This is a genomic window from Marixanthomonas ophiurae (assembly GCF_003413745.1).
GTDB lineage: Bacteria > Bacteroidota > Bacteroidia > Flavobacteriales > Flavobacteriaceae > Marixanthomonas > Marixanthomonas ophiurae.
This window is the reverse complement of record NZ_QVID01000001.1, coordinates 1,179,603-1,205,456: the sequence shown is the minus strand read 5'-3', so window position 1 is coordinate 1,205,456 and position 25,854 is coordinate 1,179,603. Positions and strand designations below refer to the sequence as shown.

Sequence of the window (25,854 nt, the reverse complement as noted above, 5' to 3'; positions counted from 1 at the left end):
TACCAACTCTTTATTTATATCTTTATACAATGCCAGAGTCTAAAACGTTTCTGTCCAAATTTTTAAAGTGGAGATATAAACATATTTCCCAAAAAAACTTTGTACTTGTTTTAAGTGCTTTAGTAGGCTTATTAGCAGGTATTGTATCATTATCATTAAAAAATATAACCTTTACAATTCAGTCTTTTTTTGAGCACGCTCTTATAATTACTGAAAACCATATATATTTTGTTTTACCTTTTGTAGGGCTGTTACTAGTATATCTGCTGAAGAAATACGTTTTAGTAAAAGAGTTGAAACCCTCTGTCCCTTCATTTATTAAACGTTCCATCCCTTCATTGCTTTATTCTTTATTGCGTCAAAAAGGATTGTTATCGTATCGCTTAATATACCAACCTTTAATTATGGCACCGTTAACAGTTGGGTTTGGTGGTTCGGTGGGGTTATTAGGCCCTGCAATTACATCTGGTTCGGCAATAAGTTCAAATTTGGGCAGGATATTGCACGTCGATAAAAAAACTAGAACATTATTAATTGCCTGTGCAACCTCGGGTGTAATGGCGTCTATGTTTAAATCGCCTATTGCAGCTATTGTTTTTGCGGTAGAAGTTTTTAGTTTAGACTTAACTTTTGCTTCCTTGTTACCGTTACTGATAGCATCTATCTCGTCAGTTTTAACATCTTACTTTTTTTTGGGAGATGAATTGCTTTTCAACATACAAGCATCAGATAAATTTGTTATTAAAGACACGCTATTTTATATACTATTAGGTATCGGAACCGGGCTTGCATCTATCTATTTCACAAAAATATATTTTGCCATATATGGTTTTTTCGATCATATAAAATCACGTTTTTTAAAGCTTTTGGTAGGAGGGCTCGCCATTGGTACTATGCTTTATTTTATCCCACCCTTATATGGTGAGGGTTTAAGTTTTATCACAGATTTATTAGAGGGAAATCATCTGCACGCTCTAGGGAACACTCCATTTGGTGATGCCACTGATAATATTTGGATTGTTATTGCATTGTTATTCGGAATTACAGTTTTCAAAGCAATCGCCATGACAACTACATTCGCTGCTGGTGGTGTAGGAGGAGTAATTATTCCTACTATGGTTATGGGGAGTGCTTTAGGAAACGTAATTGCCAAAGTGATTAATAACATTGGCCTGGATTTTTATGTTTCAGAAACAAATTTCACACTAATTGGTATGGCAGGTTTAATAGCTGGGGTAATAAATGCTCCCTTGACCGCTATTTTCTTGATTGCTGAAATTACTGGAGGTTATGAGCTTTTTGTACCTTTAATGATTACCGTTGCTATATCGTATATGATCACCAAAAAAGGAATGGAACATACCATTTACACCCACGAACTTGCAAAAAGAGATTCTTTGTTAACCTATAATCGAGATAAAAATGCATTGCTTTTAATGGAACTTGATAAAGTTATAGAACAAAACTTTATAAGTATTACGCCAGAGATGAAGCTACGCGAAATTTTGGATCACGCAGTCGCAAAATCAAACAGGAATATTTACCCAGTAGTAGATAAAGACAATACTTTTTTAGGAATCATTTTACTGAATGATCTTCGTAAAATCATGTTCGATCAAAAGTTATATGATAAGATTACGGCAAAAGATTTAATGGAAAGTGCGCCCTCATTAATTTTTTACAAAGAAGATACCATGCAAGAAATAATGAAAAAGTTTGAAGCCAGTGGCGCGTGGAATTTACCTGTAATTAATAAGGGAAAATATTACGGCTTTATTTCAAAATCCAAATTGCTTACAGCTTATCGTAGAAAATTAATTGATTTTTCAGGAAACTAACAAAACATTTATGAGGTCTGTTTTAATTATAGTATTTATAGCAATTGTTGGCTGTGGAAGTTATGGGTTTTACATCCGCCCAGAAGATTACAGTACGGGAGAGCTTTGTATTGGACTTTCCATAGTTGGTTTATTTTTTGTCTGGATGCCTCTTTTTATCTACCATAGGTGGCGAAAAAGAAATTTTAAAGACTATATGCTAACCAAAGAAAACCTTGATAAAATGAGAAAAGAAGGAAAAGATAAAAAAATGTAAACTACACGCTTTTTTGACTTTTTTTGCATTTTTTTAACGTTTCAGCCTAAATTAATAGTACCTTTGAGTTATTATTAATTTATTTTTTTATTACAATGGAAGGAACAGTAAAGTTTTTTAACGAATCTAAAGGTTACGGATTTATCACAAATGATGAAACCGGAAAAGACATTTTTGTACACGTTACCGGTCTTAACGGCGAAGCCCTTAACGAAGGTGACAAAGTAGAATATGTTGAAGAAGAAGGAAGAAAAGGAATGACCGCAGGTCAAGTGCGCGTTATTCACGAATAAGTGATATACTTTTACAGATTTTAGTAAACCCTTCACTTTGTGAAGGGTTTTTTATTAGTTCATATTCCGTTTTTCAATAAAGAATTTTTTAAGTAATTGTGAAGCTTCTTCTTTCAAAACACCGCCGCTCATTTTGGTTTTAGGATGTAGTTTTGTGTTCATATTAATACACCCACGCTGCTCATCTCTTGCTCCATATACAATTTTATCAATTTGACTCCAATACAAGCCTCCCGCACACATTTGGCAGGGTTCAATGGTTACATATAGCGTGCAATCTTTTAAATACTTCCCTCCTAAATAATTTGCAGCTGCGGTAATTGCTTGCATTTCTGCATGCGCAGTAACATCGTTTAGCGTTTCAGTAAGGTTATGTGCGCGAGCAATTATCTGGTTGTTTACAACAATTACTGCTCCAATAGGTATTTCATCCTTTTCAAAAGCAGCCTCGGCTTCCATAAGAGCGCGTTTCATAAAATAGGTGTCGTCGTACGGTTCTAATAAATCCATGAGTATCTTTTATAGAATATTCAAAAGTACAATATCAAAATGTATCTTTGTTACGTGTCAAAAAAGATATTAGATAACATTCAATTTCCTGAGGACCTTCGGAAGGTTTCAAAGGAAAAATTACCGCAAGTTGCGAAAGAACTGCGTGACTTCATTATTAATATCGTAGCAACCAAAGAAGGTCATTTAGGAGCTAGTCTTGGTGTAATAGAATTAACTATTGCGCTACATTACGTTTTTAATACACCTGAAGATATTTTGGTATGGGATGTGGGACATCAAGCATATGGACATAAAATTTTGACTGGAAGAAAAGATAGTTTCCACACAAATAGAAAGCTCAATGGAATTTCTGGGTTTCCTAAAATAGGTGAAAGCAACTATGATGCGTTTGGCGTGGGGCACAGTAGCACCTCAATTTCAGCGGCGCTGGGAATGGCAATTGCCTCACGAATTAAGGGAGAAACACATAAACAGCATATTGCGGTAGTAGGCGATGCTTCTATAGCTAGCGGAATGGCTTTTGAAGCCTTAAATCATGCAGGAATTGCCAACACCAATATCTTGGTTATTCTGAATGACAACGCTATCGGAATCGATCCTAGTGTTGGTGCGCTTAAAGACTATCTAACAAAGGTCACCTTAGATGGAGCGCCAGACACAGACAATATTTTCGAAGCCTTAAACTTCAACTATTCTGGCCCTATTGATGGTCATAATTTAGAAGAATTAACTTCGGAATTAGAGCGTCTAAAACATGTTCCCGGTCCTAAATTAATGCACGTCATCACCAAAAAAGGAAAAGGACTTCGGCAAGCTGAAGAGAACCAAGTAACATATCACGCCCCAGGAAAGTTTGATGCGCTCACAGGCGATTTATTGCCAAAAGATAGCAATGGACTTCCTCCTAAATTTCAAGATGTTTTTGGTGAAACAATCGTGGAACTAGCTAAAGAAAATAAAAAAATAGTAGGTATTACCCCTGCTATGCCAACAGGAAGTTCGCTAAAATACTTTATGGAAACCTTCCCAGAACGTGCTTTTGATGTAGGTATAGCCGAACAACACGCTGTTACGCTCTCTGCTGGTCTTGCTACACAAGGTCTGACCGTTTTCTGTAATATTTATTCAACATTTTTACAACGTGCTTATGATCAAGTGATTCACGATGTTTGTTTACAAAATATGCCCGTGATATTCTGTTTGGATAGAGCTGGTATTGTAGGTGAGGACGGCGCCACACACCATGGTATTTTCGATCTTGCTTTTTTACGATGCATTCCTAACCTCATCATTTTTGCTCCTAGAAATGAAATTGAACTACGGAACATCCTTTATACAGCTCAATTAGGACTTAAAAACCCAATTGCCATTCGGTATCCACGTGGAAGAGGCTCCATAAAAGATTGGAAAAAACCATTTTCTGAAATTGAAATAGGAAAAGGAGTTTCCCTACAAAAAGGTTATGCAATTGCTATCTTGACTATTGGTACAATGTCTGAAACAGTTTTGAATGCCATTGAACGTATATCAGAAAAAGAAAAAGTTGCCGTGTATGATATGCGCTTTGTAAAACCATTAGACACTGAATTGTTGAACGCTATTTTCAAAAAACACCAAACTATCATCACCGTAGAAGATGGTGTAATAAAAGGAGGATTTGGAAGTGCTGTGTTAGAATATGCTTCAGAAAAAGAATATCAAGGAACTATCAAAATGTTAGGAATCCCAGATTACTTTCCCCAACATGGAACGGTTGATGAATTGAAACATGAAGCAGGGATTTCTGAGGGAAAAATAAAAGAAACTATTTTGAGTTTTTTATAAAAAGGTTCCTGAATGAGTTGTAAAAAAGAGATTAATCTTCAAAAAAGTATAGTAGTACTTTTCATAGGAAACAGGCCCATAGTTTTTATTTCGCATCGTAATATCCTTTTGCCCAATTTATCGTTGGTTCAATCCACTCTTTTAAAGGTTTAAATAAAAATCCGTGTCCCATTCCTGTATTCAACTCAATTTCTTTGTAATGTGTGATTTGGCAAGTGGAAGTATTTTTCCTCTCTAATGCAGAAACTCCAAACGAATCAGACTTTTCATAAATGTTTAAAATATTCCCGCAATAATTAATTTCAGGTATAGTATCGATGTCGCTATCCCTAAAACTTGCAATAAAGACAAAATTTAAATCAGGATTATTTGCCAAGGTTGAAACGTATTGAGCGATATATCCCCCTTTTGAAGTTCCAGCAACTGTAATTTTTTTAGGTTCAATTCCTGTTTTTATTAAACTGTCAATTTGAGCGACAATCCCAACTGCATATTCTCTCGCATTTACATTTCCATTTCTTTTTTCACTAATAACCCTTAATCCACTTTGTTCAAACTCGGCAATAATTTCGTTGTACTCAGTCCGCCCGAATTCAGGATGCAATTCATGCAATTCGTGTTCTTCTAAAAATCGATTGTGAAGAAAGAAAATAAATCGGTCGTCATTTTTTATCCCGCAACTAAACAAAGTGAAGCAAAAAAGAATCAAAAAGTATAATTTTGTTTTCAATGTTTTTGGATTATAATTTAATTGTGGTAACCGTTTGGATGTGCAAAGTCTGGCTTATTTTATTTACTCCTTTTTACTAAATCAAGATACAATTGTTCCACTTTATCTCTTGCCCAGGGTGTTTTTCTTAAAAACGTGAGGCTCGATTTAATGGAAGGATCATTTTTAAAACAATTGATGTTAATCTTCTTTGCTAATCCTTCCCAACCATAATGTTCCACCAATACCTCTAATAATGTCTTCAGTTTCACCCCATGCATCGGGTTATTGGGCTGTTCTTTTTGTTGTGGGTTTTCTTTATCCATTACTAAGATGATTATTTCTGTTTACATTGGTTGTAGCTTTATAAACACTATCTACTTAAAATTTCCACGTACTCTGTCAAAAAGCTGTAACGACTTCCCATCCGTTAATCTTGACACATAATGACAAGCGGCTAAAATAGTTTTATAAAGTGATTCTTTTTCAGATATAGTGTCGTTAAAATTTTTCAAAATCAAGCGGTCGTAATGTCTTTCTTCACCGTTAACTACACGTTCAACGGAGGTTGTAAAGGTGTCTATTAAGGTTTCCAACACTTTATAGCCTGCTATTTCTTTTTCCACCACCTCTTTGCTCTGGTATACTTTTTCGATACTAATTTTAATAATATCATTTATCTGTGCTTGATACCGGCTTTTATCCAACAAAGCTTGGGAAAATTCGCCTTTTAAAATTTCTTCTTCGTGTTCTAAAAAAACCTCAACTGCCTCGGTTATCAACGTATTGATTGCCAAAGAACGTAAATACGCCAACCGGTCAGAACTTTGCTTTAAATTATGATACTTTTCAGTGTTGATGGTATTTTTTACTAAGTTGATTAGATATTCTAACGCAAATTCCTCTTCTATCAAACCAAGGTTAATACCGTCTTCAAAATCTATGATGGTATAACAAATGTCATCGGCCGCTTCCACCAAATACGCTAAGGGGTGACGGTAATAGCTCATATCATTATCTTCACCACGTTTTAGTAACCCTAATTCTTCAGCTACTTCTTTAAAAGAATCTTTTTCAGATTGAAATACACCGTACTTTTTATCTGCTATATGGTTAGTAGGTTTTTTGGGAAGAGATTCTTTAGGGTATTTTGTAAAAGCACCTAAAGTTGCGTATGATAGACGTAGCCCACCATCGACTCCATTTTTGGATTCAGTCAATATTTTAAAACCATTGGCATTTCCTTCAAAATCTACCAAATCTTGATATTCTTTTGGGGTTAACTTTTCTTTGAAACGCTTTCCTTTTCCATTTAAAAAATAATCACCAATCGCTTTTTCACCACTATGACCAAAAGGCGGGTTACCAATATCGTGTGCTAACGCTGCTGCTGCTACAATAGCACCAAAATCGTTAAACTGATATCCATGTGTTTTTTTAAGTTGTGGGTGTTTTTCAAGAATAGCCTTCCCTACTTGCCTCCCTAATGATCGCCCAACCACAGAAACTTCTAAGCTATGGGTTAAACGCGTGTGCACAAACGATGTTTGAGAAAGCGGAATAACTTGGGTTTTATCCTGTAAGCTCCTAAAGGCAGAAGAAAAGATAACACGATCATAATCTACTTCAAAACCTAAACGAGTTTCGTCTTGTTCTATCCGTAGTCGCTTATTGGTATCGCCTTGTCGTTTAAGCGAGAGTAGTTTTTCCCATTGCATCATAACACTGAATTTTACTTGCAAGATACTATTTTGACCACACCGTGCAAAGTGAAAAGGCAATGTTAAGCAATTAACATTAAGATAACTTTCTTATGACAAATTAGTAATGACTAGTTAACACCAGCTTTACAGTATGTGAGTTTCTTTGTGGCACTAAATAAAACTAAAAAATAGATTAAAAAATGAAAAAATTCTTTCTTTCTTGTATAACGATTACAGCAACAATATTATTTGTTGGCTGTAGCAGTGATGATAATGATCCAATCGCAGTAGATGATGATCCAACTCCTGTAAACTCTGTACTTACAGGCCAAATTACTGAAGATTTCACATTAACTAACGATGTAATATGGACTTTAGACGGTCGTGTTACTGTAACTAACGAAGCAACTTTAACAATTGAGCCAGGAACTATAATTAAAGCCGAAACTGGTCAAGATTCAAATGCTTCTGTTTTAATTATTGCAAGAAATGCAAATATTGAAGCTAACGGATCAGCTAACAATCCTATAATATTTACTTCTGTAACTGATAATATTGAATTAGGACAAGTTGCTGGAACTAATCTAAGCGAAAGTGATCGTGGCCTTTGGGGTGGAGTTATTGTTTTAGGAAATGCTAGAGCATCTCTATCTGGTGATGCTACAGAAAACCAAATTGAAGGAATTCCTGCTAGTGACAGAAATGGATTATATGGTGGTAACGATGATTCTGATGATTCAGGAACGCTTAACTACATTTCTATCCGTCACGGTGGAGCTTTAATTGGTGAAGGAAATGAAATTAACGGTCTTACTTTAGGTGGTGTAGGTACAGGAACAACAGTTTCAAACATTGAAGTTGTAGGGAATGTTGATGACGGTATCGAATGGTTTGGAGGTTCAGTAAACTCTTCTAACCTATTGGTTTGGGCACAAGGAGATGATGGTCTTGATATTGACGAAGCTTACTCAGGTACTATATCTAATGCCGCAGTAGTTATGGGCGATATTTCTGACCACGGTCTTGAAATTGACGGTCCTGCAGGTTCATTAGAAGGTAGCTTTACTATTGACGGTCTTACTTTAATTGGAAACACTACAACCGAAAATGGTGAGTACGCAGATTTTAGAGATAATGCAATGGGAACTGTACGTAACGTTTACGCAACAGGATTTAAATCCTCTTCAGATGTAGAATTAGACAACAACGTAGTTTCTCAAAACTTTTTAGATGGAAAAATAGTATTCCAAAATTGGATACTTAATGGAGCTGACAATACTATATTCGTTGAAAAAGGAGGTTGTATTGAAAACTGTGATGATGAAAATGATGAAAATGATGTATTTGAAGACTTAATAATTTTAAACCCTTCTTTTAGCGAAAGAGCTGCTAATTGGACCTCACAAGGAACTAGTGGTGGTGCTAATATGTCTGTATTCTCTTGGACATTCGCAAGCTCTAAAGGAGCACTTTAATTCGATTGATTAAATTTTTGTTCTCATATAATTAGCCAACTTGCTCGCTTTAAACAAAGCGGGCAAGTTTTATAAATAATAGTTATGAAAAATACGTTACTAGTATTATTACTTTTTTTAACACAATTAGCCTTTAGTCAAACAGGTTCTGTAAACGGCACCATAAATGATGGAGAGTACAACGATGTCCTTCCATTTGCAAATGTTGTAGTTAAAGGAACTCAAACAGGAACTACATCAGACTTTGAAGGAAAATACACATTAGATTTAAAGCCAGGTACCTATACATTGGTTTTTTCGTTTGTTGGATATCAAACTAAAGAAATAACAGATATTATTATTTCTGAAAACGAATCTACAGCTGTTAATGTAACGCTACAAGCAAGTGCTGGTCAATTAGACGAGGTAATAATTACTACAACTGCCCGAAAAAACACTGAAGCAGCTGTTCTTAGCTTACAGAAAAATTCAGTTAATTTAATGGATGGTCTATCTCTTGAAAGTATTAAAAAAACAGGGGCTAGTAGTGTAGCAAATGCTGTTAAAAATGTACCAGGTGTTTCTATTCAAGGTGGAAAATTTGTGTATGTAAGAGGGCTTGGCGACCGGTACACAAAATCTATTTTAAACGGAGTAGATGTTCCAGGTCTTGACCCAGACAGAAATACATTACAACTTGACATTTTCCCTACCCAAATACTAGAAAATATTTTAGTTGTTAAATCTGCTACAGCAGATCAACCTGCAGACTTTACTGGTGGTGTTGTTGATATTGTAACAAAAGACATCCCAAGCCGAGAAGAATATAGTTTATCTATAGGAGCAAGTTATAATTCAGATTTCCACTTTCAGGATAATTATTTAGTATCTGATAAAAGTAACACCGACTTTTTAGGTTTTGATGATGGCTTGAGAGATAACCCATTGGTTCCTAATCAAGATGTGCCATTACCACAACAAAACGGTGAGGTTGCACAAGTTATAACACAACGTTTTAACCCAACCTTAGCTGCACAACGTGAACAAAGTTTGATGGATTTTAAATTATCAGCCACAGCTGGTAATCAATATGAAATTGGTGATAACAAACTTGGGTTTTTAGCTTCATTGTCTTACAAAAATGAAACTAAATACTATGATGAATATGTTGATGGCCAGATATACAGAAAAGATGAAACTGATAAATCTAACTTTGAACTACTTGCCGATAGAACCCAAAATGGAGACGTAGGTAACAACAATGTATTAATTAGTGGTTTAGCTGGATTGTCTTTCAAAACTGAAAAATCTAAATATAGATTTAATGTACTTCACATTCAAAATGGAGAATCTGAAGCATCAATCTTTAGACAAAGTAACTTTATTATAAGCAGCAATAATGTAAAGAAAGATAATTTAATTTACACTGAAAGAGCTATAACCAATGGTTTATTAAGCGGAAAACACTCTTTGGGAAGTGAAAATAATTGGACTATTGAATGGAAGTTATCTCCTACTATAGCCCGAATTGACGATAAAGATTTTAGAGTAACACCTTTTAGAGTGTCTACTAACTCACAAACTGGCGAAGAAGTTTTCACAATCGAACCTAGTGAGTCTGGTCTACCTTCAAGGTTTTATAGAAACTTAGAAGAAATAAATTTAGCTGGAAAATTAGATATTGAAAAAAAACACACCCTATTTGGTTACGACGCTAAAGTAAAATTTGGTGGTGCTTATACGTATAAGCAACGTGATTTTGAAGTAGTTAAATTTGCAATCCCATTCTTAAACTTTCCATCGGCTTCGTTAGGCGGAAATCCTAATTTAATTCTTGATGATGAGAATGTATATAATCCAACTACAAATAGTGGTTTTTATATTAGAGATGACTCTAACGACTCAGATTCATATGATTCTGAGGTATCTGTTGCTGCAGGATATCTTTCAGAAGAGTTTAAAGTTACCAGTTGGTTTAATGCTATTTTAGGAGTTCGTTTTGAAAAATTCGATTTAATCTACACTGGAGAAAACCAAAATGGAACTGAATTAGTTGATGCTACTATTTTAGATAAGTCCGACTTTTTCCCTTCAGCAAATTTAATCTTTGACCTTGATGAAGATGGCAATGAAAAAATACGAGCTTCATACGCACGTACTACCGCAAGACCTTCATTTAAAGAAGCATCATTAGCTGAAATTTTCGATCCTATTAGTAGCACCACTTTTATTGGTAACATTGATCTACAGCCTAGTTATATCAATAACTTTGATTTGCGGTTTGAAAAATACGGCGAAAACAGTGATTTCTTCGCATTAAGTGGTTTTTATAAATCATTTAATGATCCAATTGAACTTTCCTTTATTAGAAGAGCGTATGGACAGTACACCCCTTTAAACCTTGGAGACGCTAATGTTTTTGGAGGAGAAATTGAGGTTAGAAAAAACCTTGGTTTTATTGATGGGTTGCAGGACCTCTCATTCAACGCCAATTTTTCATTAATAGAATCACAACAGGACTACAGTGACGATGAAAGGGAAGGAAGACTTGATAACCTTAGAGAAGGCGAAACACTAGACGATACACGCCAACTTCAAGGTCAATCTCCTTACTTAATTAATGTTGGACTTAATTATAACAACGACGACACTGGCTGGCAAGGTGGATTGTTTTATAATACGCAAGGTAAAACATTACAAATTGTAGGTGCAGGTGATGTAGCCGATGTATTTACGCTACCCTTCCATAATGTTAAGTTGAATATTTCAAAGACATTTGGTGAAAACAAAAATTCTACAATTAGTTTACAATTTGAAAATTTATTAGATGACGACGTAGAAAGTGTTTATCAATCTTTTGGTGGAGAAGATCAAATTTATTCTAAGTGGAACCCCGGACAAGAAATTAGCCTTTCTTATAGTATTCGGTTTTAGAATAATAAATAAGTTACTAAAAAAAGCCCGACAAGTTTAAACTGTCGGGCTTTCTTATTTTATTGTTTAAACTCTAGTTGGAAACAATCTGAGTGTTATCCTTTTTAAAAGTATTCACTTTTGCAATTTTAGAATTCATATAAGTAACTTCTTTTATGGTCTCACCTTGAAAGAAAACCCAAGATCCTACTTTTTTTCCTTTGTCATATTCTGCAATAGCTGTTTTATTTCCATTCGTGTCATAACTTACCCATTTACCTTGTAATTTATTATCTAAGGTATAAAAGCCTGTTTGTGCCACTACACCATTATCGTGATACAAAGTTGCCTCAACAACATTACCATCCAATCCAGTAAGTACATACTTATCTTTATTATTTTTTTCTTGAGCTGTACCTATTGCTACTATGGCTACTAAAGCTAGAAGTGTGATTATATTTTTCATAATATTCTTTTTTAATATCTATATACCAAATATACAACATATTTTACATTAATTAAATGTTTACTTAACATTAAATTTACATTAAAATTTTATAAACCTTATTATCAGTTATTTATATATAAAAACTTAACATTAGAAATCTCAGCAAATTAATAATTTAGTAATCTTACCATGATAACTACACTACATTAAATCCCTTAATTTGTAAAGTCTATAGACAATTTTTACACCTATCTAAAATCGTTAAAGTTTTTGTCGACTGGATTTTTTAAGTGTATGAGCTGCCCTGATCAGGCAGCTTTTTTATATGTTTCTTGTTAACAAATAACTGTATTATTATATAGAAATAATATTCAGGAAACGTTAACTTAACACGGAAGTAAGTTCTTTGCAGCGACAAAAACTTAAAAACGATTTTATATGAGGCTACACTATTTAATAGTGTTTCTAGCATTATTTTCCTTTATTTTAAAGGGAAGTGCTCAAGATACAACTAACACTTCGTTTGGCAAAGGGCTCCTAAACATAGTTGCTAAAGATAGTTCATGGAGTGTTAAATTTGCCCCTCGCATTCAGTTTAGGGCACTTTCTACTTGGGATCATAATGGAGTCCAGTATACAAAGCCAGATCAAAATTTTTTAATTAGAAGAGCTCGGCTAAAGTTTGATGGTTTCGCTTATTCCCCAAAACTAAAATATAAAATAGAACTTGGTCTTTCCAACCGAGATCTATCTGGAGAGAACCAATTTACCAGCAATGCCCCACGGTATATTTTGGATGCCGTACTTATGTGGAATTTTTATGAAAATTTCGAATTATGGGCAGGACAAACCAAACTTCCTGGTAACATAGAGCGGGTGGTATCATCTGCCAATATGCAATTGATTGACCGATCCTTGTTAAACAGAAGATTTAATATAGACCGGGATTTAGGTATTCAATTACGACACCGTACTAAACTTTCAGAAAAAATTATTCTACGTGAAAAGTTTGCGCTTTCACAAGGTGAAGGAAGAAATATTACTTCAGGTAATCTTGGAGGCCACCAATATACAGGAAGGCTAGAGCTTTTACCTTTCGGTGCTTTTACTGGAGGTTCTGAGTATGTGCAGAGTGATTTAAAACGCGAACAAACCCCAAAATTAATGATAGGTGTTACCTATGATTATAATGATAATGCTGTAAAGACAAGAAGTAACCAAGGAAGCTATATGCAGACCAGCACAGGTTTTTACGAGACAGATATCTCAACTGTATTTGTTGATGCGATGTTTAAATACAAAGGCTTCTCTTTTATGGGTGAATATTCAAATAGAAATGCTGACGATCCCGTTGCTACAGAAACTGATGGCTCACCTGCTTTAGATAAAGAAGGAAACCCAACCAACGATGTTGTTTTAGTTGGAGACGCTTTAAATTTTCAAGCCGGCTATCTTTTTAAAAACAATTATGAAGTAGCTGGACGCTTTACTACTTTAAGTTTTGACAGTATAACTGAGAAACAAAATCAAAATCAATATACTTTTGGCGTTTCAAAATATATTGTAGGTCATAAACTAAAAGTACAAAGTGATTTAAGTTATAATACAATTGAAAATGAAAAAGGCCCAATAACATTTCGCATAGGGTTTGACCTACATTTTTAAAAGATAATAGATAACAATTTGGTAACAATAAAAGGCAATTAAATTAAGAGATTTGCACCACTTTAATTAAAGAAAATGGAAAACATATACTTATTAATGATCGTAGCATTGGCAGTACTTGCCGTTGCCGATCTTGTTGTAGGGGTTAGTAACGATGCCGTTAATTTCCTTAACTCGGCCATCGGTTCTAAAGCCATATCATTTAAATCGATAATGATCATTGCCAGTCTTGGTATTTTTATCGGTGCCGTCTTTTCAAGCGGGATGATGGAGGTTGCAAGAAAAGGTATTTTCGACCCTGGACAATTTTACTTTGAAGAAATCATGATTGTTTTTATGGCAGTTATGATAACCGATATATTACTGCTCGACTTTTTTAACACCCTCGGTTTACCAACATCAACAACAGTTTCAATCGTTTTTGAATTATTGGGAGCTGCCGTAGTGATGTCGCTAATAAAAATTGGTGCTAATGAAACTGAAACTTGGGCAGATCTTGGCAAATACATAAACACTGCAAAAGCTACTGAAATTATATTGGGGATTCTACTTTCCGTCGTCATCGCCTTTACGGTAGGGGCAGTCGTTCAGTGGTTATCCCGTTTGGTGTTTACCTTCCATTACGAAAAGAGAATTAAAAATTTTGGTGCATTATTTGGCGGCGTTGCCCTAACGGCCATTGGATATTTCATCTTTATGAAAGGATTGAAAGGAACCCCTTATTACGGGGATTTTAAAGAAGTAGTAGAAGGAAACGAGCTATACTTTATTGGAGGAAGCTTTATTTTCTGGACGCTCTTTTCTTTTCTCTTTATGAAACTGTTCAAGAAAAGCATCCTTATTATGGTAATTGCAATAGGTACGTTTGGCTTAGCACTCGCCTTTTCAGGTAACGATTTGGTTAACTTTATTGGTGTCCCTATGGCTGCCTTTCATTCTTACGAAGCTTGGTTGGCCTCTGGTGAATCTGCCTCTACTTTCTCTATGGATGTTCTTTCTGAAAAAGTGCCCGCAGAACCTTTCTTGCTATTTATAGCTGGTGGTGTAATGGTATTGACACTTTGGTTCTCTAAAAAAGCCCGTAGCGTCGCTGAAACCGAAATCGGACTATCCAGACAAGGAGAAGGTCATGAAAAATTTCAACCTAATATGTTATCTAGGGTAGTTGTAAAAGGTACTTCGAGAGTAGCTCAAGGATTAAATTATGTTTTGCCAAAAGCTACCACTAAAAATATAAACTCACGTTTTGAGAAACCTGTAGTAGAATTACCAAAACATAGAACCTACGAATTACCAGCTTTTGATATGATTCGTGCCTCAATTAACTTAGTCGTGGCAGGAGTACTTATCTCAATAGCTACCTCTATGAAACTGCCTTTATCTACAACATACGTAACCTTTATGGTTGCTATGGGTACTTCTTTGGCCGATAGAGCTTGGGGACGAGAAAGTGCGGTGTACCGTGTTGCTGGAGTACTTAATGTAATTGGCGGCTGGTTCTTTACAGCATTTAGCGCTTTTGTAGCCGCAGGAACATTAGCATACCTTATCTTTTTAGGAAAAGGAGTTGCTATCGCTATTTTACTAATGTTGGCTGTCCTTTTATTAGTTAGAAATTACCTTTCTTACAAAAAGAAAAGCAATGCCATTATGGATGAAACCGGACTTAAGAAGACCGAAAGTAATACCGTACAAGGCATCATTCAAGAAAGTGCTGATAATATCGCAAAAGTGATTCACCGAAGCAATAAAATTTACTCTGACATGCTTCGCGGATTGGCTAAACAAGACACATCTAAGCTTAAAAAGAGCAAAAAGGGAGTTAAGAAACTAAATGATGAAATTGACGAATTACGTGATAATATTTTCTATTTCATTAAAGACCTAGACGAGAAAAGTGTTCGCGGAAGCAACTTCTACATTATTATCCTTGGTTATTTACAAGATGTAGCCCAATCGCTTGAGTTTATTTCAAAAGCAAGTTACAAGCACGTAAACAACAACCACAAGGCGTTACGTTTCAATCAAATTAAAGATCTTCAGGAAATTGATCAATCCCTGCAAGACCTCTTTACTGATATTGAATCCATTTTCCAAAATAGGGAAATTGAAAAAATTGAAAACGTGTTAGATAAAAAACAAGAGCTTTTTGAGTTTGTTTCAGAAAAAATTGAAAAACAGATAGCTCGTACTAGAACAGAAGAATCGAGCCCGAAAAATACGGCACTGTATTTCAGTCTATTGTTAGAAACAAAAGATTTGATTACTGCTTTAATGAACTTAATGGAAGAGTATTATATAAGCTATAAAAAAGCATAGTAGTAGTAGTATTATTCGGAAACAAAAAGAGCCTTCTGCAAAATATCTAGAAGGCTCTTTTTTAATTTTAGAATAACTTGATTACCCGTCTATCCCAAGCTTGTTATGTGTTTTGGTAATGGCTTTTTCATTTTTTTGATCAATCCAATCTTGTCCTTTTAATTTACGCATCAAGGTATCAAAATGACGCATAATAGTAATATTATAAATCGCTTTACCTAAATTTTTAGGGTTTCGAGCAATGGCGCGCAAACTCATAGAAAAACCAGGCGTTATATACCGCATATAGTGCCAATAGCCTTCAGGCATATACAATACGTTTCCGTGTTCTAAATGAGTTTTAAAACCTCTTGCTTTTTTTAGAGCAGGCCATTTTTTATAATCCGGATCTGCAAAGTTGATATCTTCACGAGTTATTAGCGAATGAGGAATTTTATATAGGTAGTCGTTCTGTTTTTGATCAAACAAAATAACTTCTTTTTTTCCGTGGAAATGAAAATGGAATATATTAGCCAAATCAATATCGTAATGCATAAAGGTGTAGCTGTCTTGCCCACCAAAAAAAAGCATAGGAAGCCCTTTCATTAGTTTTATACCAAAATCTGGATACGAATAGTCTTTCTGTAGCTCAGGCACTTCTTTTAAAACATTCCAAAGAAAAATACGGTATTTAGTAGGTTCTTTCTTGAGCAAATCGATATACTCGCTCATTTTCATAGTTGCGTGTGGCTCGTTAAAACCATCTTCATGACTTACTGGTCTATCGTCATAAAGCGGCACCTCTTTATCTCCCGCTACTTTGGCCATATAGTCTAAGTCCCACTTTTTAAAGGCAGGCCAATCTTCAACAAAACGTTCGATAACTACTGGTTTTTGAGGCTTAAAGTATTTTGAAATAAAGTCTTTTTTTGAAATTGTCTCGACTCTATCTATTTCTTGTAATTGCATAAATAATCTGAAAACGACAAAACTACAAAACTTAGTCGAAAGGTTTTCTTAAAGAAAAGTTTACTTTGCAAAGGTATTGCCTTTTGTGAGGTTGAATTTTTCTTTACATACCTCACATATATACGTATAGGTGGAATAAAAAAGTAACGTTTCAAATAGAAGCGTAATGAGTTTTTCTTCAGAAGCCATGTGTGCTTTGCTAAAGTATTAGCCAGGCGATATTTTAAAGTACTCTAAAGATTGACATATTTTTATGAGTATAACATAATCACATTTTATAACTTTATGCCTTCATATATAATTTCAAAATATAAATTGACTTGAAAATAGCCAAAAACCCCGTCGAAACATTCATAAACAGTTCAACTTCGGGGAGTTACATCCTTATCCTATTTACGGTCATTGCTTTGGTTTGGGCAAATTCACCTTGGCAAGAAAGCTATCATACTTTCTGGAGTGAAACATTTGCCATTGGTTTTAGTAATACAGATTTTATTATTGAAAAACCGCTATACCTCTGGGTAAATGATGGGTTAATGACCATCTTTTTCTTTTATGTAGGATTGGAAATTAAAAGGGAAATACTCGATGGAGAGCTTACTACTATGCGGAAGGCTTCCATGCCTATTTTTGCGGCTTTAGGTGGCATTGTAGTGCCTATTGCCATTTTCTTATTACTACACGATCAAGATCGAGGTGCTTCGGGGTGGGGTATCCCTATGGCCACAGACATTGCCTTTTCATTGGGAATACTCAATTTATTAGGTAAACGCGTACCCTTGGGACTGAAAATATTTTTGACAACCTTCGCTATTATTGACGATATTGGTGCCATTTTGGTAATTGCAACTTTTTATAGTCATGAGATGCACCTCTCCTATTTATTTATTGCGCTTGGCATTTTAACTTTTTTAGCTTTTTTGGCCTACAAAAAATTTCACTCAAAATACTTATTGCTTATTTGTGGTATTGCTGTTTGGATTCTTTTCTTGAAATCTGGAATACATCCTACAATTGCAGGGGTTTTATTAGCATTAGTAATTCCTTCAGCCAGAAATATGAATCTGGATAACTTTTTTAAAGAAATACGAAGCTCTCTTAATGTTTTTGAAAAAACAAAAGCTAGAAAATTTGTACTCTCCAACAAACAACAAGATGCAGTTGATAGAATAAATTTAATAACCGACCGTGTACAAACACCCATGCAGCAATTAGAAAATGGTCTTAGTGGCTGGGTAGCCATTGTCATAATGCCCGTATTTGCACTCGCTAATGCCGGAATCACTATCAATCTTGATTCATTAAACGAAACACAGCTTATCTCGCAAATAGCCATTGCTATGGTTGCAGGAAAAGTAATTGGAATTTCTCTCTTTAGCTATTTAGCTTATAAGCTAAAAATTGCCGTATTACCTACTGGAATTAATTTTAAACAAATTATAGGGGTTAGCTTTTTAGGAGGGGTAGGTTTTACCATGTCACTCTTTATAGCCGAATTAGCTTTCCGCTCAGACGATTTATTAACTACCTCGAAAATTGGTATATTATTAGGAACAGTAGTCGCAGGTATAGCGGGTTATTTTATTTTACGTATCCAGCTTAAAAAGAAAGAAGAAGAAAAGGCATCTGCTCCTCATTAAATGAAATTATAGCTTAATCCAAAGAGAGTTTCTTGGATCTGTGGCAGCATCTAAAAAGTTGATTTTAAGTTTTTCTGCAATACTTTTCCCTATTTCAAAACAGTCTTGAAAAGTATCGAGCGTAGTTATATTAAAATGTTTGTTTCTATTGTACCAAAGATTAACTTCGTAAAACCCTTTTCCGTTTTTAAAAATTGAGATATACTCTAACTTTTTAAAAGCTTTCCATTTACCAAATTTTAAAGGACCAACACACTTTTCAACTTTATACTTTTTGTTTTCGAAATCAAAATGATAGTCTCTAACCAAGGAAAACGTCACCCCTGTTGAAAAAAGAAAACTTGCCCCGTATAGCCAGCTAATATTTGGTTGTATAATAAATTTGTAAGCGCAGACTAGCATAAGAGTATAGCAAAGCGCAGCTATAATTCTATGCCACAGAGGCCGATTTCCTTCGGAAATATAAACGTCTTGTTTATTCACTAATCAATAATACACACTTTAATAAAAAACCCCAAATTTCATATTTGAAATTTGGGGTGTAATTATTTTAATGTATGCTGTTTAATCTGCCAACACTATCACTTTATTGTTATTCATTTCAATGGTTCCGCTGGTAATTTCAAGTACCCATTTCCCATCTTCTTTACTGAATTTATTTTCAAATCCTTCAGCTATAGTAGGACTTCCGGAGAACTTTACTTTTCCTTTCGCTAAAACAGAAACGATAGGAGCGTGATTGTTCAACATTTGAAACTCACCTTCTACTCCTGGTACTGTTACCGAATCTACTTCGCCACTTACCAATAATGCTTCTGGGGTTACTATTTCTAAATACATATATTTTAGTATTGAGATTTGAGAGATGAGTACTAAGATACTCTACTATCTCAGTACTCATCTCTCAAATCTATTTTTATGATTCAGCTAACATTTTTTCTCCAGCCTCGATTGCTTCTTCAATAGAACCTTTCAAGTTAAAGGCTGCTTCTGGAAGGTGATCTAACTCTCCGTCCATAATCATAGTGAAGCCTTTAATGGTCTCTTTAATATCTACCAACACACCTGGAATACCTGTAAACTGTTCTGCTACGTGGAATGGTTGAGAAAGGAAACGTTGTACACGACGTGCACGGTTTACCGCTTGCTTATCCTCTTCAGATAATTCTTCCATACCCAAAATAGCAATAATATCTTGTAATTCTTTATAACGCTGTAATAGCTCTTTTACTCGCTGTGCACAATCATAGTGTTCTGCTCCTAAAATATCTGCTGTAAGAATTCGAGAGGTAGAGTCTAATGGATCTACCGCTGGATAAATACCAAGCTCAGCAATTTTACGAGACAATACCGTTGTTGCATCTAAGTGAGCAAAGGTTGTTGCCGGTGCTGGATCTGTAAGGTCATCTGCAGGTACGTAAACCGCTTGTACAGATGTAATAGATCCTTTTTTAGTTGAAGTAATACGTTCTTGCATCGCACCCATTTCGGTTGCTAATGTTGGTTGGTAACCTACCGCAGAAGGCATACGACCTAGAAGTGCCGACACCTCTGAACCTGCTTGTGTAAAACGGAAAATGTTATCAACGAAGAAAAGTACATCTTTTCCTTGTCCATCCCCTGCTCCATCACGGAAATACTCGGCAATCGTTAATCCTGAAAGTGCCACACGAGCACGTGCTCCTGGTGGTTCGTTCATTTGTCCAAATACGAATGTTGCTTTACTTTCTTTCATCACAGATTTATCTACTTTAGATAAATCCCATCCGCCATCTTCCATAGAATGTAAAAAGTCGTCACCGTACTTGATAATTCCAGATTCAAGCATTTCACGAAGTAAATCGTTCCCTTCACGAGTACGCTCTCCTACACCAGCAAATACAGAAAGACCACCGTGACCTTTTGCAATGTTGTTAATCAATTCTTGAATCAATACCGTTTTACCTACACCGGCACCACCAAATAATCCAATTTTACCACCTTTTGCGTATGGCTCAATCAAGTCGATTACTTTAATACCTGTAAATAAAACTTCGGTAGAGGTTGAAAGGTCTTCGAATTTTGGTGCTTCACGGTGAATTGGAAGTCCGTCTTTTCCTGCTTTAGGAAGGTCTGGCATCCCGTCAATAGCATCTCCAATTACGTTAAATAGACGTCCATATACATCTTCACCAATTGGCATTTGTATAGGCGCTCCTGTTGCTACAGCCTCTACACCTCGGCTTAATCCATCAGTAGAATCCATAGAAATGGTACGTACTGTATTTTCCCCAATGTGAGATTGTACTTCAAGAACCAACAGGCTTCCGTTGTTGTCAACTTCTACTGAGTCGTATATCTTTGGAAGTTTTGCTCCGTTAGCAAACTCTATATCTACTACTGGGCCAATGATCTGTGCAACTTTTCCTTTAACTTGTGACATTATTAACTGTTTATTTTTTAGTTATCTAAGGGTGCAATTATCACCCTGTTTTTGAACGGTGCAAAGATAGTTTTTTCTGTTTAAATTACGCAATGGAAATTAGTGAATTTTTAACTCTGCTTCAAATAGTGCTATTTATTATTTATTTTCAATAAAAGTCAATTAAAACATCTTTCTGATAGCTATCAGAATATTATGACTTCATGTTTCAGAAAAAAATACGTCACTTTATCTAAAGTGAATACCATAAAATAATTTAAGGTTTCATACATATGAAAAACCCGAGGAGATAGTTCCTCGGGTTTTTTTGATTATATAAAGGTCAATCTATTAAAAAAGTATATATGTTAATTATTAATAGTCAATGAAATATAATATTGCGACCCTATAGAACCAGCGCCAGGAGCACTTCGATATTCCTCACCGCCAATGTTTGTTCCACCAACTTTAATGACCGACTTAAGTTTTGGAATAGCATAATTTATCTGCGCATCCAGAACGGTTCTAGAATCTATTATAGCATTTGCAATAGTAGATTCCCATAAAAACTCATCACTCCATCGGGCATTAATATTAAACCCGAAGTTTTTAAATACTTCTGGGTTTCCAAAAGAAAATTTCACTTGATGCTCTGGAGTATTAAAGGCAGCCCTGAAATCTGGATCGGAAGCTTGATCAAAATCAAATTTTGCATACGTATAACTCAATCCTACTTGATAGTTTTCAGCGAATTTAGTTGACAATCCTGTTACTACACCATAAGAAGATACATCTGCTTGCGAATTGGTATATAATTGAAATACATCAAAATTCCCTATTGCTAAATCACCAATACCAGATGCGTCGAAAGCACTTCCACTTCTTGGAGTTACAACCAATTTACTGCTTATAAAGCCATCATAAATATTGTAATAGGCGTTTATATCTAAAAATATTCTATCTAATTGTCCGCGGTAACCTACATCAAAAGCCGAAACTTTTTCCTGTTCAACCAAAGGGGTCTGTACCGGAACCAGCAATGAAGGATCGCCTGATTGAGTGAAAGCCGTTACCGAAGCCAAGGAGTACGAATCAAAATAAGCGTCCCGTCCTGTTAAATTGGTGCCAGGTAGACGGCGATCTAGGTTATCTTCAGCTGAACCTACAAGAATGGCACGCCCAACATTCAACCCTATAAATTGGGATTGTGTATCTGGGTTTCTAAATCCTGTTTGAAAAGAAGCCCTGAAGTTATGGTTTTTATTTTCACCTGCTGAGTACACCACAGAAACTCTTGGAGAATAACTTGGATCAAATCTATTTGACTTATCATACCGAATAGATCCTGTTAATTTAAGTCTGTCGTCTAAGAATTTCTTTATTCCTTGTACATACGCTCCATATTCATCATATTCAATAGGACCGTCGTAATCAGTAAAAATAGTTCCTCCAGAATCTAAAGAATATCTTCTGAAAGAGCCTCCAACCTGAAGGTCCATTGCATCGTTGAGCAACGTTTTAAAATTATAATTTCCTTCACCTACATACATTTTTGAATTATCTACAAATTTAGACCCTACACTTACATCGGGGTTTGAGGTTACTTTATCAAAAGCAGCTTTAAACTCAGGAGTTCCAGGCTGAAGGGTTACATTTTCATCGGCAAAAACTCGGGCTCCTGCATGTGCTTGTTCTGGTGTAGCGCCTGTAGTAACTCCGGTTAAATAAGCCCCTACGTATGTTCCAAACCATTCTGAGGCATTAATACGATTTATGTTAATTCCTGTAAAACGCATATCATAAGAATCACCAGCTGTTTCAGTAGTAGCATATCCGCGTACAAAAAAGTCATCACCTTTAACCTCTAGTTTGTGTTGTTGTAACAGGAAGTTTTTAAGCTGATAGCGACTCGCTCCTTGATAGATAGAATTACCAAAACCAAGTCTTGAATTCAATATAATCTCTGTATTACTATTGTTGAAAGGTCGAAAGTTCAATGAAAAATCTGCCTTTCCATTGACGGCTTCATAATCTGTAATATCTCTTTCCTGATAACCTGTTCTTCCTACCAATACAGATGGCACCAAGGCACTTGCCCCTGGAGGAATAAGACCTGCTGCCTCTAAAGATTGCGCTACGGCATTAATATCGGTTGCCACTTCATCTCCATAAATATTAATTCCATCGTGAGCTAAACCAGAACGGAACGGTAATATAAAGTCGGATTCTCCTGGTTCGTTCAAGGTATATTGGCTATAATCTGTCGCAAACCAATCAGTTCCATTTAAATAAGAAAACGATGCTTTCGCCGCCACTTTATCGCTAAACTTATGAGCGGCGCGGATTCCAAAATCGTAAAAACGGTTATCACCAGCCGCTTCTTGACTAGTAATTCCTGTCTTATAGTACACACTTATGCCTTGATCATCAAATGGGCTTTTGGTAGTCATAAAAAGAATACCGTTAAAAGCATTAGCACCATATAAGGCAGAGGATGCTCCAGGTAATATTTCAACACTTTGCACATCGAGCTCATTAACTCCTAGAAAGTTTCCAATCACAAAGTTCAACGCTGGTGATGCATTATCCATACCATCAACGAGTTGAACAAAGCGTGTATTGGCAAAACCAGCAAAGCCCCTCGCGTTTACTGAATTATAAGTCAATCCCCCTTTGTTAACATCGATACCCTTTAAATTTTCAAGACTAGTGTAGAAGTTTGGAGACGAACTATTCTCAATATCGCGAGCATCGATACGCTCAATGGTTACGGGCGATTCACGGACACTTTCTGGAGTTCTGGAAGCTGAAATAATTACCTCATCCAATTTGTCCCCTTCAGGCAATACAATTAATAAGTCTTGATCTAAAGCCGTGACTTCCTCAGTTACCGATTGAAATCCCACACTACTAACTTGCAGAGTGAAGGGTGGTTCTTGGTTGACCGTAAGTAAAAAATTACCGTCATAATCTGAAACAGTACCTGTATTGGTACCCACTATAATAATGTTAGCACCTAAAATAGGTACTTGATTCTGATCGGTAACGGTTCCCGTAATTTTTGTTTGTGAAAATGCAACACTACTTAATACAAGTAGACATAAGAAGAGTAAAGTTTTTTTCATAATCTTTCAGTTAGTTATACGATTTAATATGAAAGATATGAATTTTTTTAAAATTATGTTAATTTTTCACAATATCCCTTTATGTTGTTTTTAAATAACGATCTTATTTTTTGTTGTAATTCATTTTTATCAAGAATAGCTCTGCCATCAATTTCTATAATTGGAGTAAGTTCTCCCATTGTTCCTGTGGCAAAAACACCGTCTGCATTGTACAATTGTGAAAGCGTAAGATCTGCTTCCTCAATAGGTATATTGTTTTCCTTACATAATTCTATAACAGTTCCGCGGGTAATACCTGGCAAGCAAGCGTGAGCATACGGCGTATAAATTACACCTTCTTTTACCATAAAAATATTGCTTCCATTTAACTCGGCTACAAAACCACGTTCATCTAACATAAGCCCAGCGTCTTTGCCAGCTACATTGGCCTGTATTTTTGCAAGAATATTATTAAGAAGATTCGCATGATGAATTTTACTATCTAAAAACTGCGGGGCATTTCGACGTTGACTTGTACTTATCACTTTAATACCACTACTATTATCATACACCAAGGGTTTCCATTCGGCTAAAACTATTAAGCAAGAGCCATTTTGATTAACACGCGGATCCATACCACTGGTAATTTTCTCCCCTCGTGTTAACGTTAAACGGATGTGCACCTCATCATTCATACCGTTTGCATCGAGTGTTTTTTGAATGGCTTCTTTTATAGCTTTTTTAGATGGAATATCGACAAACGCTAATGTTTTTGCACTCTCGTGCAACCGAGTAAGGTGTTTATCTAAACAAACCACTCCTTCGGGATACACCCGCAATCCTTCCCAAACAGCATCGCCACCTTGTACCGAGCTGTCAAAAACCGATACTTTGGCTTCATCTCTATGATGCAGCTTGTCCTTTATAAATACTTTAATATCGCGGTTGCGTTCGTCAAATTGTTGTAACATAATCAATCGTTTTTAAGAATGTGTTTTTTTAAAGTGTTGTAATAAATCATGGCCTCTTCTAGCACAGGCTCTAATTGTTTTGGAAGTTCGGAATGTGTTTTCTTTTGTTTCTGAAACCCTTCGGAATTATGCACGTTTGTATACCAATAGGGCGCCCAAACTCCATCTTCTGGAATGCCTCCTTTTTCCCAACTGAGCATATTTGAAGTAAATGAAACATCTAATTTTTTACAAAGCTTTTTTAAATAGCGTTCAGGGTTTATCATCAATTCGTCACTATCGATTACAATAGGAATGCGTCCGTTTTTTTTCAGAAATAAAAATAATTCTGCTGCTTTTTGTAACCCTATATCGTCCAATTTTGGGTTTTCAATCACTTTTGAAAACGAAGCAAGCAATTTTTCAGGATGCCTTATTAAAATAATATTGTCCCATTTCAGAAAAAAATCAGGCTCCTTATTAATATAGTGATGCGCCATTCCTTTTACAAAAACATGCTTCAAACCTGAAAGTGATTGAATACTATCTATGACGACTTCTTCCTTTAAATCCATCGTACGGAGAATTTCACTAGATGCAGGATGGTCTATTTCTGTTTCCGTATTTTTTAAATAATACCCATAAAAAGGTTCATCTAAAACATTAAAATCATCCCGTTGTGCAAATGAATACATAAGTGCAGTAGAGAGATTTCTAGGACCTGAAATGAGGTTGACGATTTTCATAGTAATAGCTCGTGAATTAAAGAAACAAATACTAAAAATACATCAAAAAATATACTTTAACACACCTTGGGTGAAGGGAAATAAAAAAGCCTTCGCAAAATACGAAGGCTTTCAAAATATTATTAAATCT

The 25,854-nt window shown here is 35.4% G+C and carries 21 protein-coding genes; 9 read left to right on the top strand and 12 right to left on the bottom strand.

Annotated features, from left to right (window positions below; translation table 11 throughout):
• The first annotated feature begins 29 nt into the window (after nucleotides 1-29).
• The 3 genes from DZ858_RS05530 (at nucleotide 30) to DZ858_RS05520 (ending at nucleotide 2,387) form a co-directional block, all read left to right on the top strand.
• On the top strand, nucleotides 30-1,838 hold the full coding sequence (locus tag DZ858_RS05530) for a chloride channel protein (protein WP_117158538.1): 1,809 nt from the start codon (nucleotides 30-32) through the stop codon (nucleotides 1,836-1,838).
• A gap of 10 nt (nucleotides 1,839-1,848) precedes the next feature.
• The gene (locus DZ858_RS05525) at nucleotides 1,849-2,094 is read left to right on the top strand and encodes a hypothetical protein (protein ID WP_117158536.1); all 246 of its coding nucleotides are present in this window, start codon (nucleotides 1,849-1,851) and stop codon (nucleotides 2,092-2,094) included.
• Between the two features lie 95 nt (nucleotides 2,095-2,189).
• Nucleotides 2,190-2,387 carry a cold-shock protein gene (locus tag DZ858_RS05520; RefSeq protein WP_117158534.1) on the top strand — a complete coding sequence of 66 codons (198 nt, stop codon included), beginning with the start codon at nucleotides 2,190-2,192 and terminating at the stop codon, nucleotides 2,385-2,387.
• 54 nt (nucleotides 2,388-2,441) lie between these two features.
• Here the strand turns inward: DZ858_RS05520 and DZ858_RS05515 are convergent, their stop codons facing one another.
• Complete coding sequence (locus tag DZ858_RS05515; protein WP_117158532.1) at nucleotides 2,442-2,897, bottom strand: nucleoside deaminase; 456 nt, start codon at nucleotides 2,895-2,897, stop codon at nucleotides 2,442-2,444.
• A gap of 39 nt (nucleotides 2,898-2,936) precedes the next feature.
• Here DZ858_RS05515 and dxs point away from each other — a divergent pair, with 39 nt between their 5' ends.
• Nucleotides 2,937-4,724 carry a 1-deoxy-D-xylulose-5-phosphate synthase gene (gene dxs, locus DZ858_RS05510; protein ID WP_117158531.1) on the top strand — a complete coding sequence of 596 codons (1,788 nt, stop codon included), beginning with the start codon at nucleotides 2,937-2,939 and terminating at the stop codon, nucleotides 4,722-4,724.
• A gap of 85 nt (nucleotides 4,725-4,809) precedes the next feature.
• Here dxs and DZ858_RS05505 read toward each other — a convergent pair whose 3' ends face one another.
• The 3 genes from DZ858_RS05505 to DZ858_RS05495 form a co-directional block, all read right to left on the bottom strand.
• A complete protein-coding gene (locus DZ858_RS05505) occupies nucleotides 4,810-5,433 on the bottom strand; it encodes an alpha/beta hydrolase (protein WP_239990722.1) in 624 nt (207 codons plus the stop codon).
• 80 nt (nucleotides 5,434-5,513) lie between these two features.
• Nucleotides 5,514-5,759, bottom strand: coding sequence for a VF530 family protein (locus DZ858_RS05500; RefSeq protein ID WP_117158528.1), 246 nt, complete (start codon nucleotides 5,757-5,759; stop codon nucleotides 5,514-5,516).
• A gap of 51 nt (nucleotides 5,760-5,810) precedes the next feature.
• Nucleotides 5,811-7,151: a deoxyguanosinetriphosphate triphosphohydrolase gene (locus DZ858_RS05495; RefSeq protein ID WP_117159529.1), complete on the bottom strand. Its 1,341-nt coding sequence runs from the start codon at nucleotides 7,149-7,151 to the stop codon at nucleotides 5,811-5,813.
• A 185-nt stretch (nucleotides 7,152-7,336) separates the two neighbouring features.
• On the opposite strand from DZ858_RS05495, the gene DZ858_RS05490 reads away from it, so the two are divergent.
• Together DZ858_RS05490 and DZ858_RS05485 are read left to right on the top strand one after the other, a co-directional pair.
• A complete protein-coding gene (locus DZ858_RS05490) occupies nucleotides 7,337-8,611 on the top strand; it encodes a hypothetical protein (protein ID WP_117158526.1) in 1,275 nt (424 codons plus the stop codon).
• 84 nt (nucleotides 8,612-8,695) lie between these two features.
• Nucleotides 8,696-11,524, top strand: a complete 2,829-nt coding sequence (locus DZ858_RS05485) for a TonB-dependent receptor (RefSeq protein WP_117158524.1) — start codon at nucleotides 8,696-8,698, stop codon at nucleotides 11,522-11,524.
• Nucleotides 11,525-11,597: 73 nt separating this feature from the next.
• Here the strand turns inward: DZ858_RS05485 and DZ858_RS05480 are convergent, their stop codons facing one another.
• Nucleotides 11,598-11,969 (bottom strand): toxin-antitoxin system YwqK family antitoxin, encoded by a 372-nt coding sequence (locus tag DZ858_RS05480; RefSeq protein WP_117158522.1) that lies wholly within the window; start codon nucleotides 11,967-11,969, stop codon nucleotides 11,598-11,600.
• A 420-nt stretch (nucleotides 11,970-12,389) separates the two neighbouring features.
• Between DZ858_RS05480 and DZ858_RS05475 the strand changes: the two genes are divergently transcribed.
• A complete protein-coding gene (locus tag DZ858_RS05475; RefSeq protein WP_117158520.1) occupies nucleotides 12,390-13,616 on the top strand; it encodes a porin in 1,227 nt (408 codons plus the stop codon).
• 75 nt (nucleotides 13,617-13,691) lie between these two features.
• The gene (locus DZ858_RS05470; RefSeq protein ID WP_117158519.1) at nucleotides 13,692-15,935 is read left to right on the top strand and encodes an inorganic phosphate transporter; all 2,244 of its coding nucleotides are present in this window, start codon (nucleotides 13,692-13,694) and stop codon (nucleotides 15,933-15,935) included.
• An 81-nt stretch (nucleotides 15,936-16,016) separates the two neighbouring features.
• On the opposite strand, the gene DZ858_RS05465 is transcribed toward DZ858_RS05470, so the two are convergent.
• Nucleotides 16,017-16,883, bottom strand: coding sequence for a cupin-like domain-containing protein (locus tag DZ858_RS05465; protein WP_117158517.1), 867 nt, complete (start codon nucleotides 16,881-16,883; stop codon nucleotides 16,017-16,019).
• Nucleotides 16,884-17,203: 320 nt separating this feature from the next.
• On the opposite strand from DZ858_RS05465, the gene nhaA reads away from it, so the two are divergent.
• Complete coding sequence (gene nhaA, locus DZ858_RS05460) at nucleotides 17,204-18,523, top strand: Na+/H+ antiporter NhaA (protein ID WP_205120347.1); 1,320 nt, start codon at nucleotides 17,204-17,206, stop codon at nucleotides 18,521-18,523.
• 6 nt (nucleotides 18,524-18,529) lie between these two features.
• Here nhaA and DZ858_RS05455 read toward each other — a convergent pair whose 3' ends face one another.
• The 6 genes from DZ858_RS05455 to DZ858_RS05430 all read right to left on the bottom strand — a co-directional run bounded on the left by DZ858_RS05455 (nucleotide 18,530) and on the right by DZ858_RS05430 (nucleotide 25,724).
• Nucleotides 18,530-18,844 carry a hypothetical protein gene (locus tag DZ858_RS05455; RefSeq protein ID WP_147309574.1) on the bottom strand — a complete coding sequence of 105 codons (315 nt, stop codon included), beginning with the start codon at nucleotides 18,842-18,844 and terminating at the stop codon, nucleotides 18,530-18,532.
• Between the two features lie 243 nt (nucleotides 18,845-19,087).
• Entirely contained in the window at nucleotides 19,088-19,363 is a 276-nt protein-coding gene (locus DZ858_RS05450; protein ID WP_117158512.1) for a FoF1 ATP synthase subunit delta/epsilon, read from the bottom strand.
• Between the two features lie 76 nt (nucleotides 19,364-19,439).
• Nucleotides 19,440-20,945: a F0F1 ATP synthase subunit beta gene (gene atpD, locus DZ858_RS05445; protein ID WP_117158511.1), complete on the bottom strand. Its 1,506-nt coding sequence runs from the start codon at nucleotides 20,943-20,945 to the stop codon at nucleotides 19,440-19,442.
• A 347-nt stretch (nucleotides 20,946-21,292) separates the two neighbouring features.
• Nucleotides 21,293-24,049: a TonB-dependent receptor gene (locus tag DZ858_RS05440; protein WP_117158509.1), complete on the bottom strand. Its 2,757-nt coding sequence runs from the start codon at nucleotides 24,047-24,049 to the stop codon at nucleotides 21,293-21,295.
• A gap of 53 nt (nucleotides 24,050-24,102) precedes the next feature.
• Nucleotides 24,103-24,999, bottom strand: coding sequence for an aminotransferase class IV (locus DZ858_RS05435; RefSeq protein ID WP_117158508.1), 897 nt, complete (start codon nucleotides 24,997-24,999; stop codon nucleotides 24,103-24,105).
• Nucleotides 25,000-25,001: 2 nt separating this feature from the next.
• Complete coding sequence (locus tag DZ858_RS05430) at nucleotides 25,002-25,724, bottom strand: sulfotransferase-like domain-containing protein (protein ID WP_117158506.1); 723 nt, start codon at nucleotides 25,722-25,724, stop codon at nucleotides 25,002-25,004.
• Nucleotides 25,725-25,854 lie beyond the last annotated feature (130 nt).

Excerpts from the sequence above, each read along its gene's own strand:
- DZ858_RS05530 (WP_117158538.1), top strand. The coding sequence starts at position 30 with ATGCCAGAGTCTAAAACGTTTCTGTCCAAATTTTTAAAGTGGAGATAT.
- DZ858_RS05525 (WP_117158536.1), top strand. The coding sequence starts at position 1,849 with ATGAGGTCTGTTTTAATTATAGTATTTATAGCAATTGTTGGCTGTGGA.
- DZ858_RS05520 (WP_117158534.1), top strand. The coding sequence starts at position 2,190 with ATGGAAGGAACAGTAAAGTTTTTTAACGAATCTAAAGGTTACGGATTT.
- DZ858_RS05515 (WP_117158532.1), bottom strand. The coding sequence starts at position 2,897 with ATGGATTTATTAGAACCGTACGACGACACCTATTTTATGAAACGCGCT.
- dxs (WP_117158531.1), top strand. The coding sequence starts at position 2,937 with ATGTATCTTTGTTACGTGTCAAAAAAGATATTAGATAACATTCAATTT.
- DZ858_RS05500 (WP_117158528.1), bottom strand. The coding sequence starts at position 5,759 with ATGGATAAAGAAAACCCACAACAAAAAGAACAGCCCAATAACCCGATG.
- DZ858_RS05495 (WP_117159529.1), bottom strand. The coding sequence starts at position 7,151 with ATGCAATGGGAAAAACTACTCTCGCTTAAACGACAAGGCGATACCAAT.
- DZ858_RS05490 (WP_117158526.1), top strand. The coding sequence starts at position 7,337 with ATGAAAAAATTCTTTCTTTCTTGTATAACGATTACAGCAACAATATTA.
- DZ858_RS05485 (WP_117158524.1), top strand. The coding sequence starts at position 8,696 with ATGAAAAATACGTTACTAGTATTATTACTTTTTTTAACACAATTAGCC.
- DZ858_RS05480 (WP_117158522.1), bottom strand. The coding sequence starts at position 11,969 with ATGAAAAATATAATCACACTTCTAGCTTTAGTAGCCATAGTAGCAATA.
- DZ858_RS05475 (WP_117158520.1), top strand. The coding sequence starts at position 12,390 with ATGAGGCTACACTATTTAATAGTGTTTCTAGCATTATTTTCCTTTATT.
- DZ858_RS05470 (WP_117158519.1), top strand. The coding sequence starts at position 13,692 with ATGGAAAACATATACTTATTAATGATCGTAGCATTGGCAGTACTTGCC.
- DZ858_RS05465 (WP_117158517.1), bottom strand. The coding sequence starts at position 16,883 with ATGCAATTACAAGAAATAGATAGAGTCGAGACAATTTCAAAAAAAGAC.
- DZ858_RS05450 (WP_117158512.1), bottom strand. The coding sequence starts at position 19,363 with ATGTATTTAGAAATAGTAACCCCAGAAGCATTATTGGTAAGTGGCGAA.
- atpD (WP_117158511.1), bottom strand. The coding sequence starts at position 20,945 with ATGTCACAAGTTAAAGGAAAAGTTGCACAGATCATTGGCCCAGTAGTA.
- DZ858_RS05440 (WP_117158509.1), bottom strand. The coding sequence starts at position 24,049 with ATGAAAAAAACTTTACTCTTCTTATGTCTACTTGTATTAAGTAGTGTT.
- DZ858_RS05435 (WP_117158508.1), bottom strand. The coding sequence starts at position 24,999 with ATGTTACAACAATTTGACGAACGCAACCGCGATATTAAAGTATTTATA.
- DZ858_RS05430 (WP_117158506.1), bottom strand. The coding sequence starts at position 25,724 with ATGAAAATCGTCAACCTCATTTCAGGTCCTAGAAATCTCTCTACTGCA.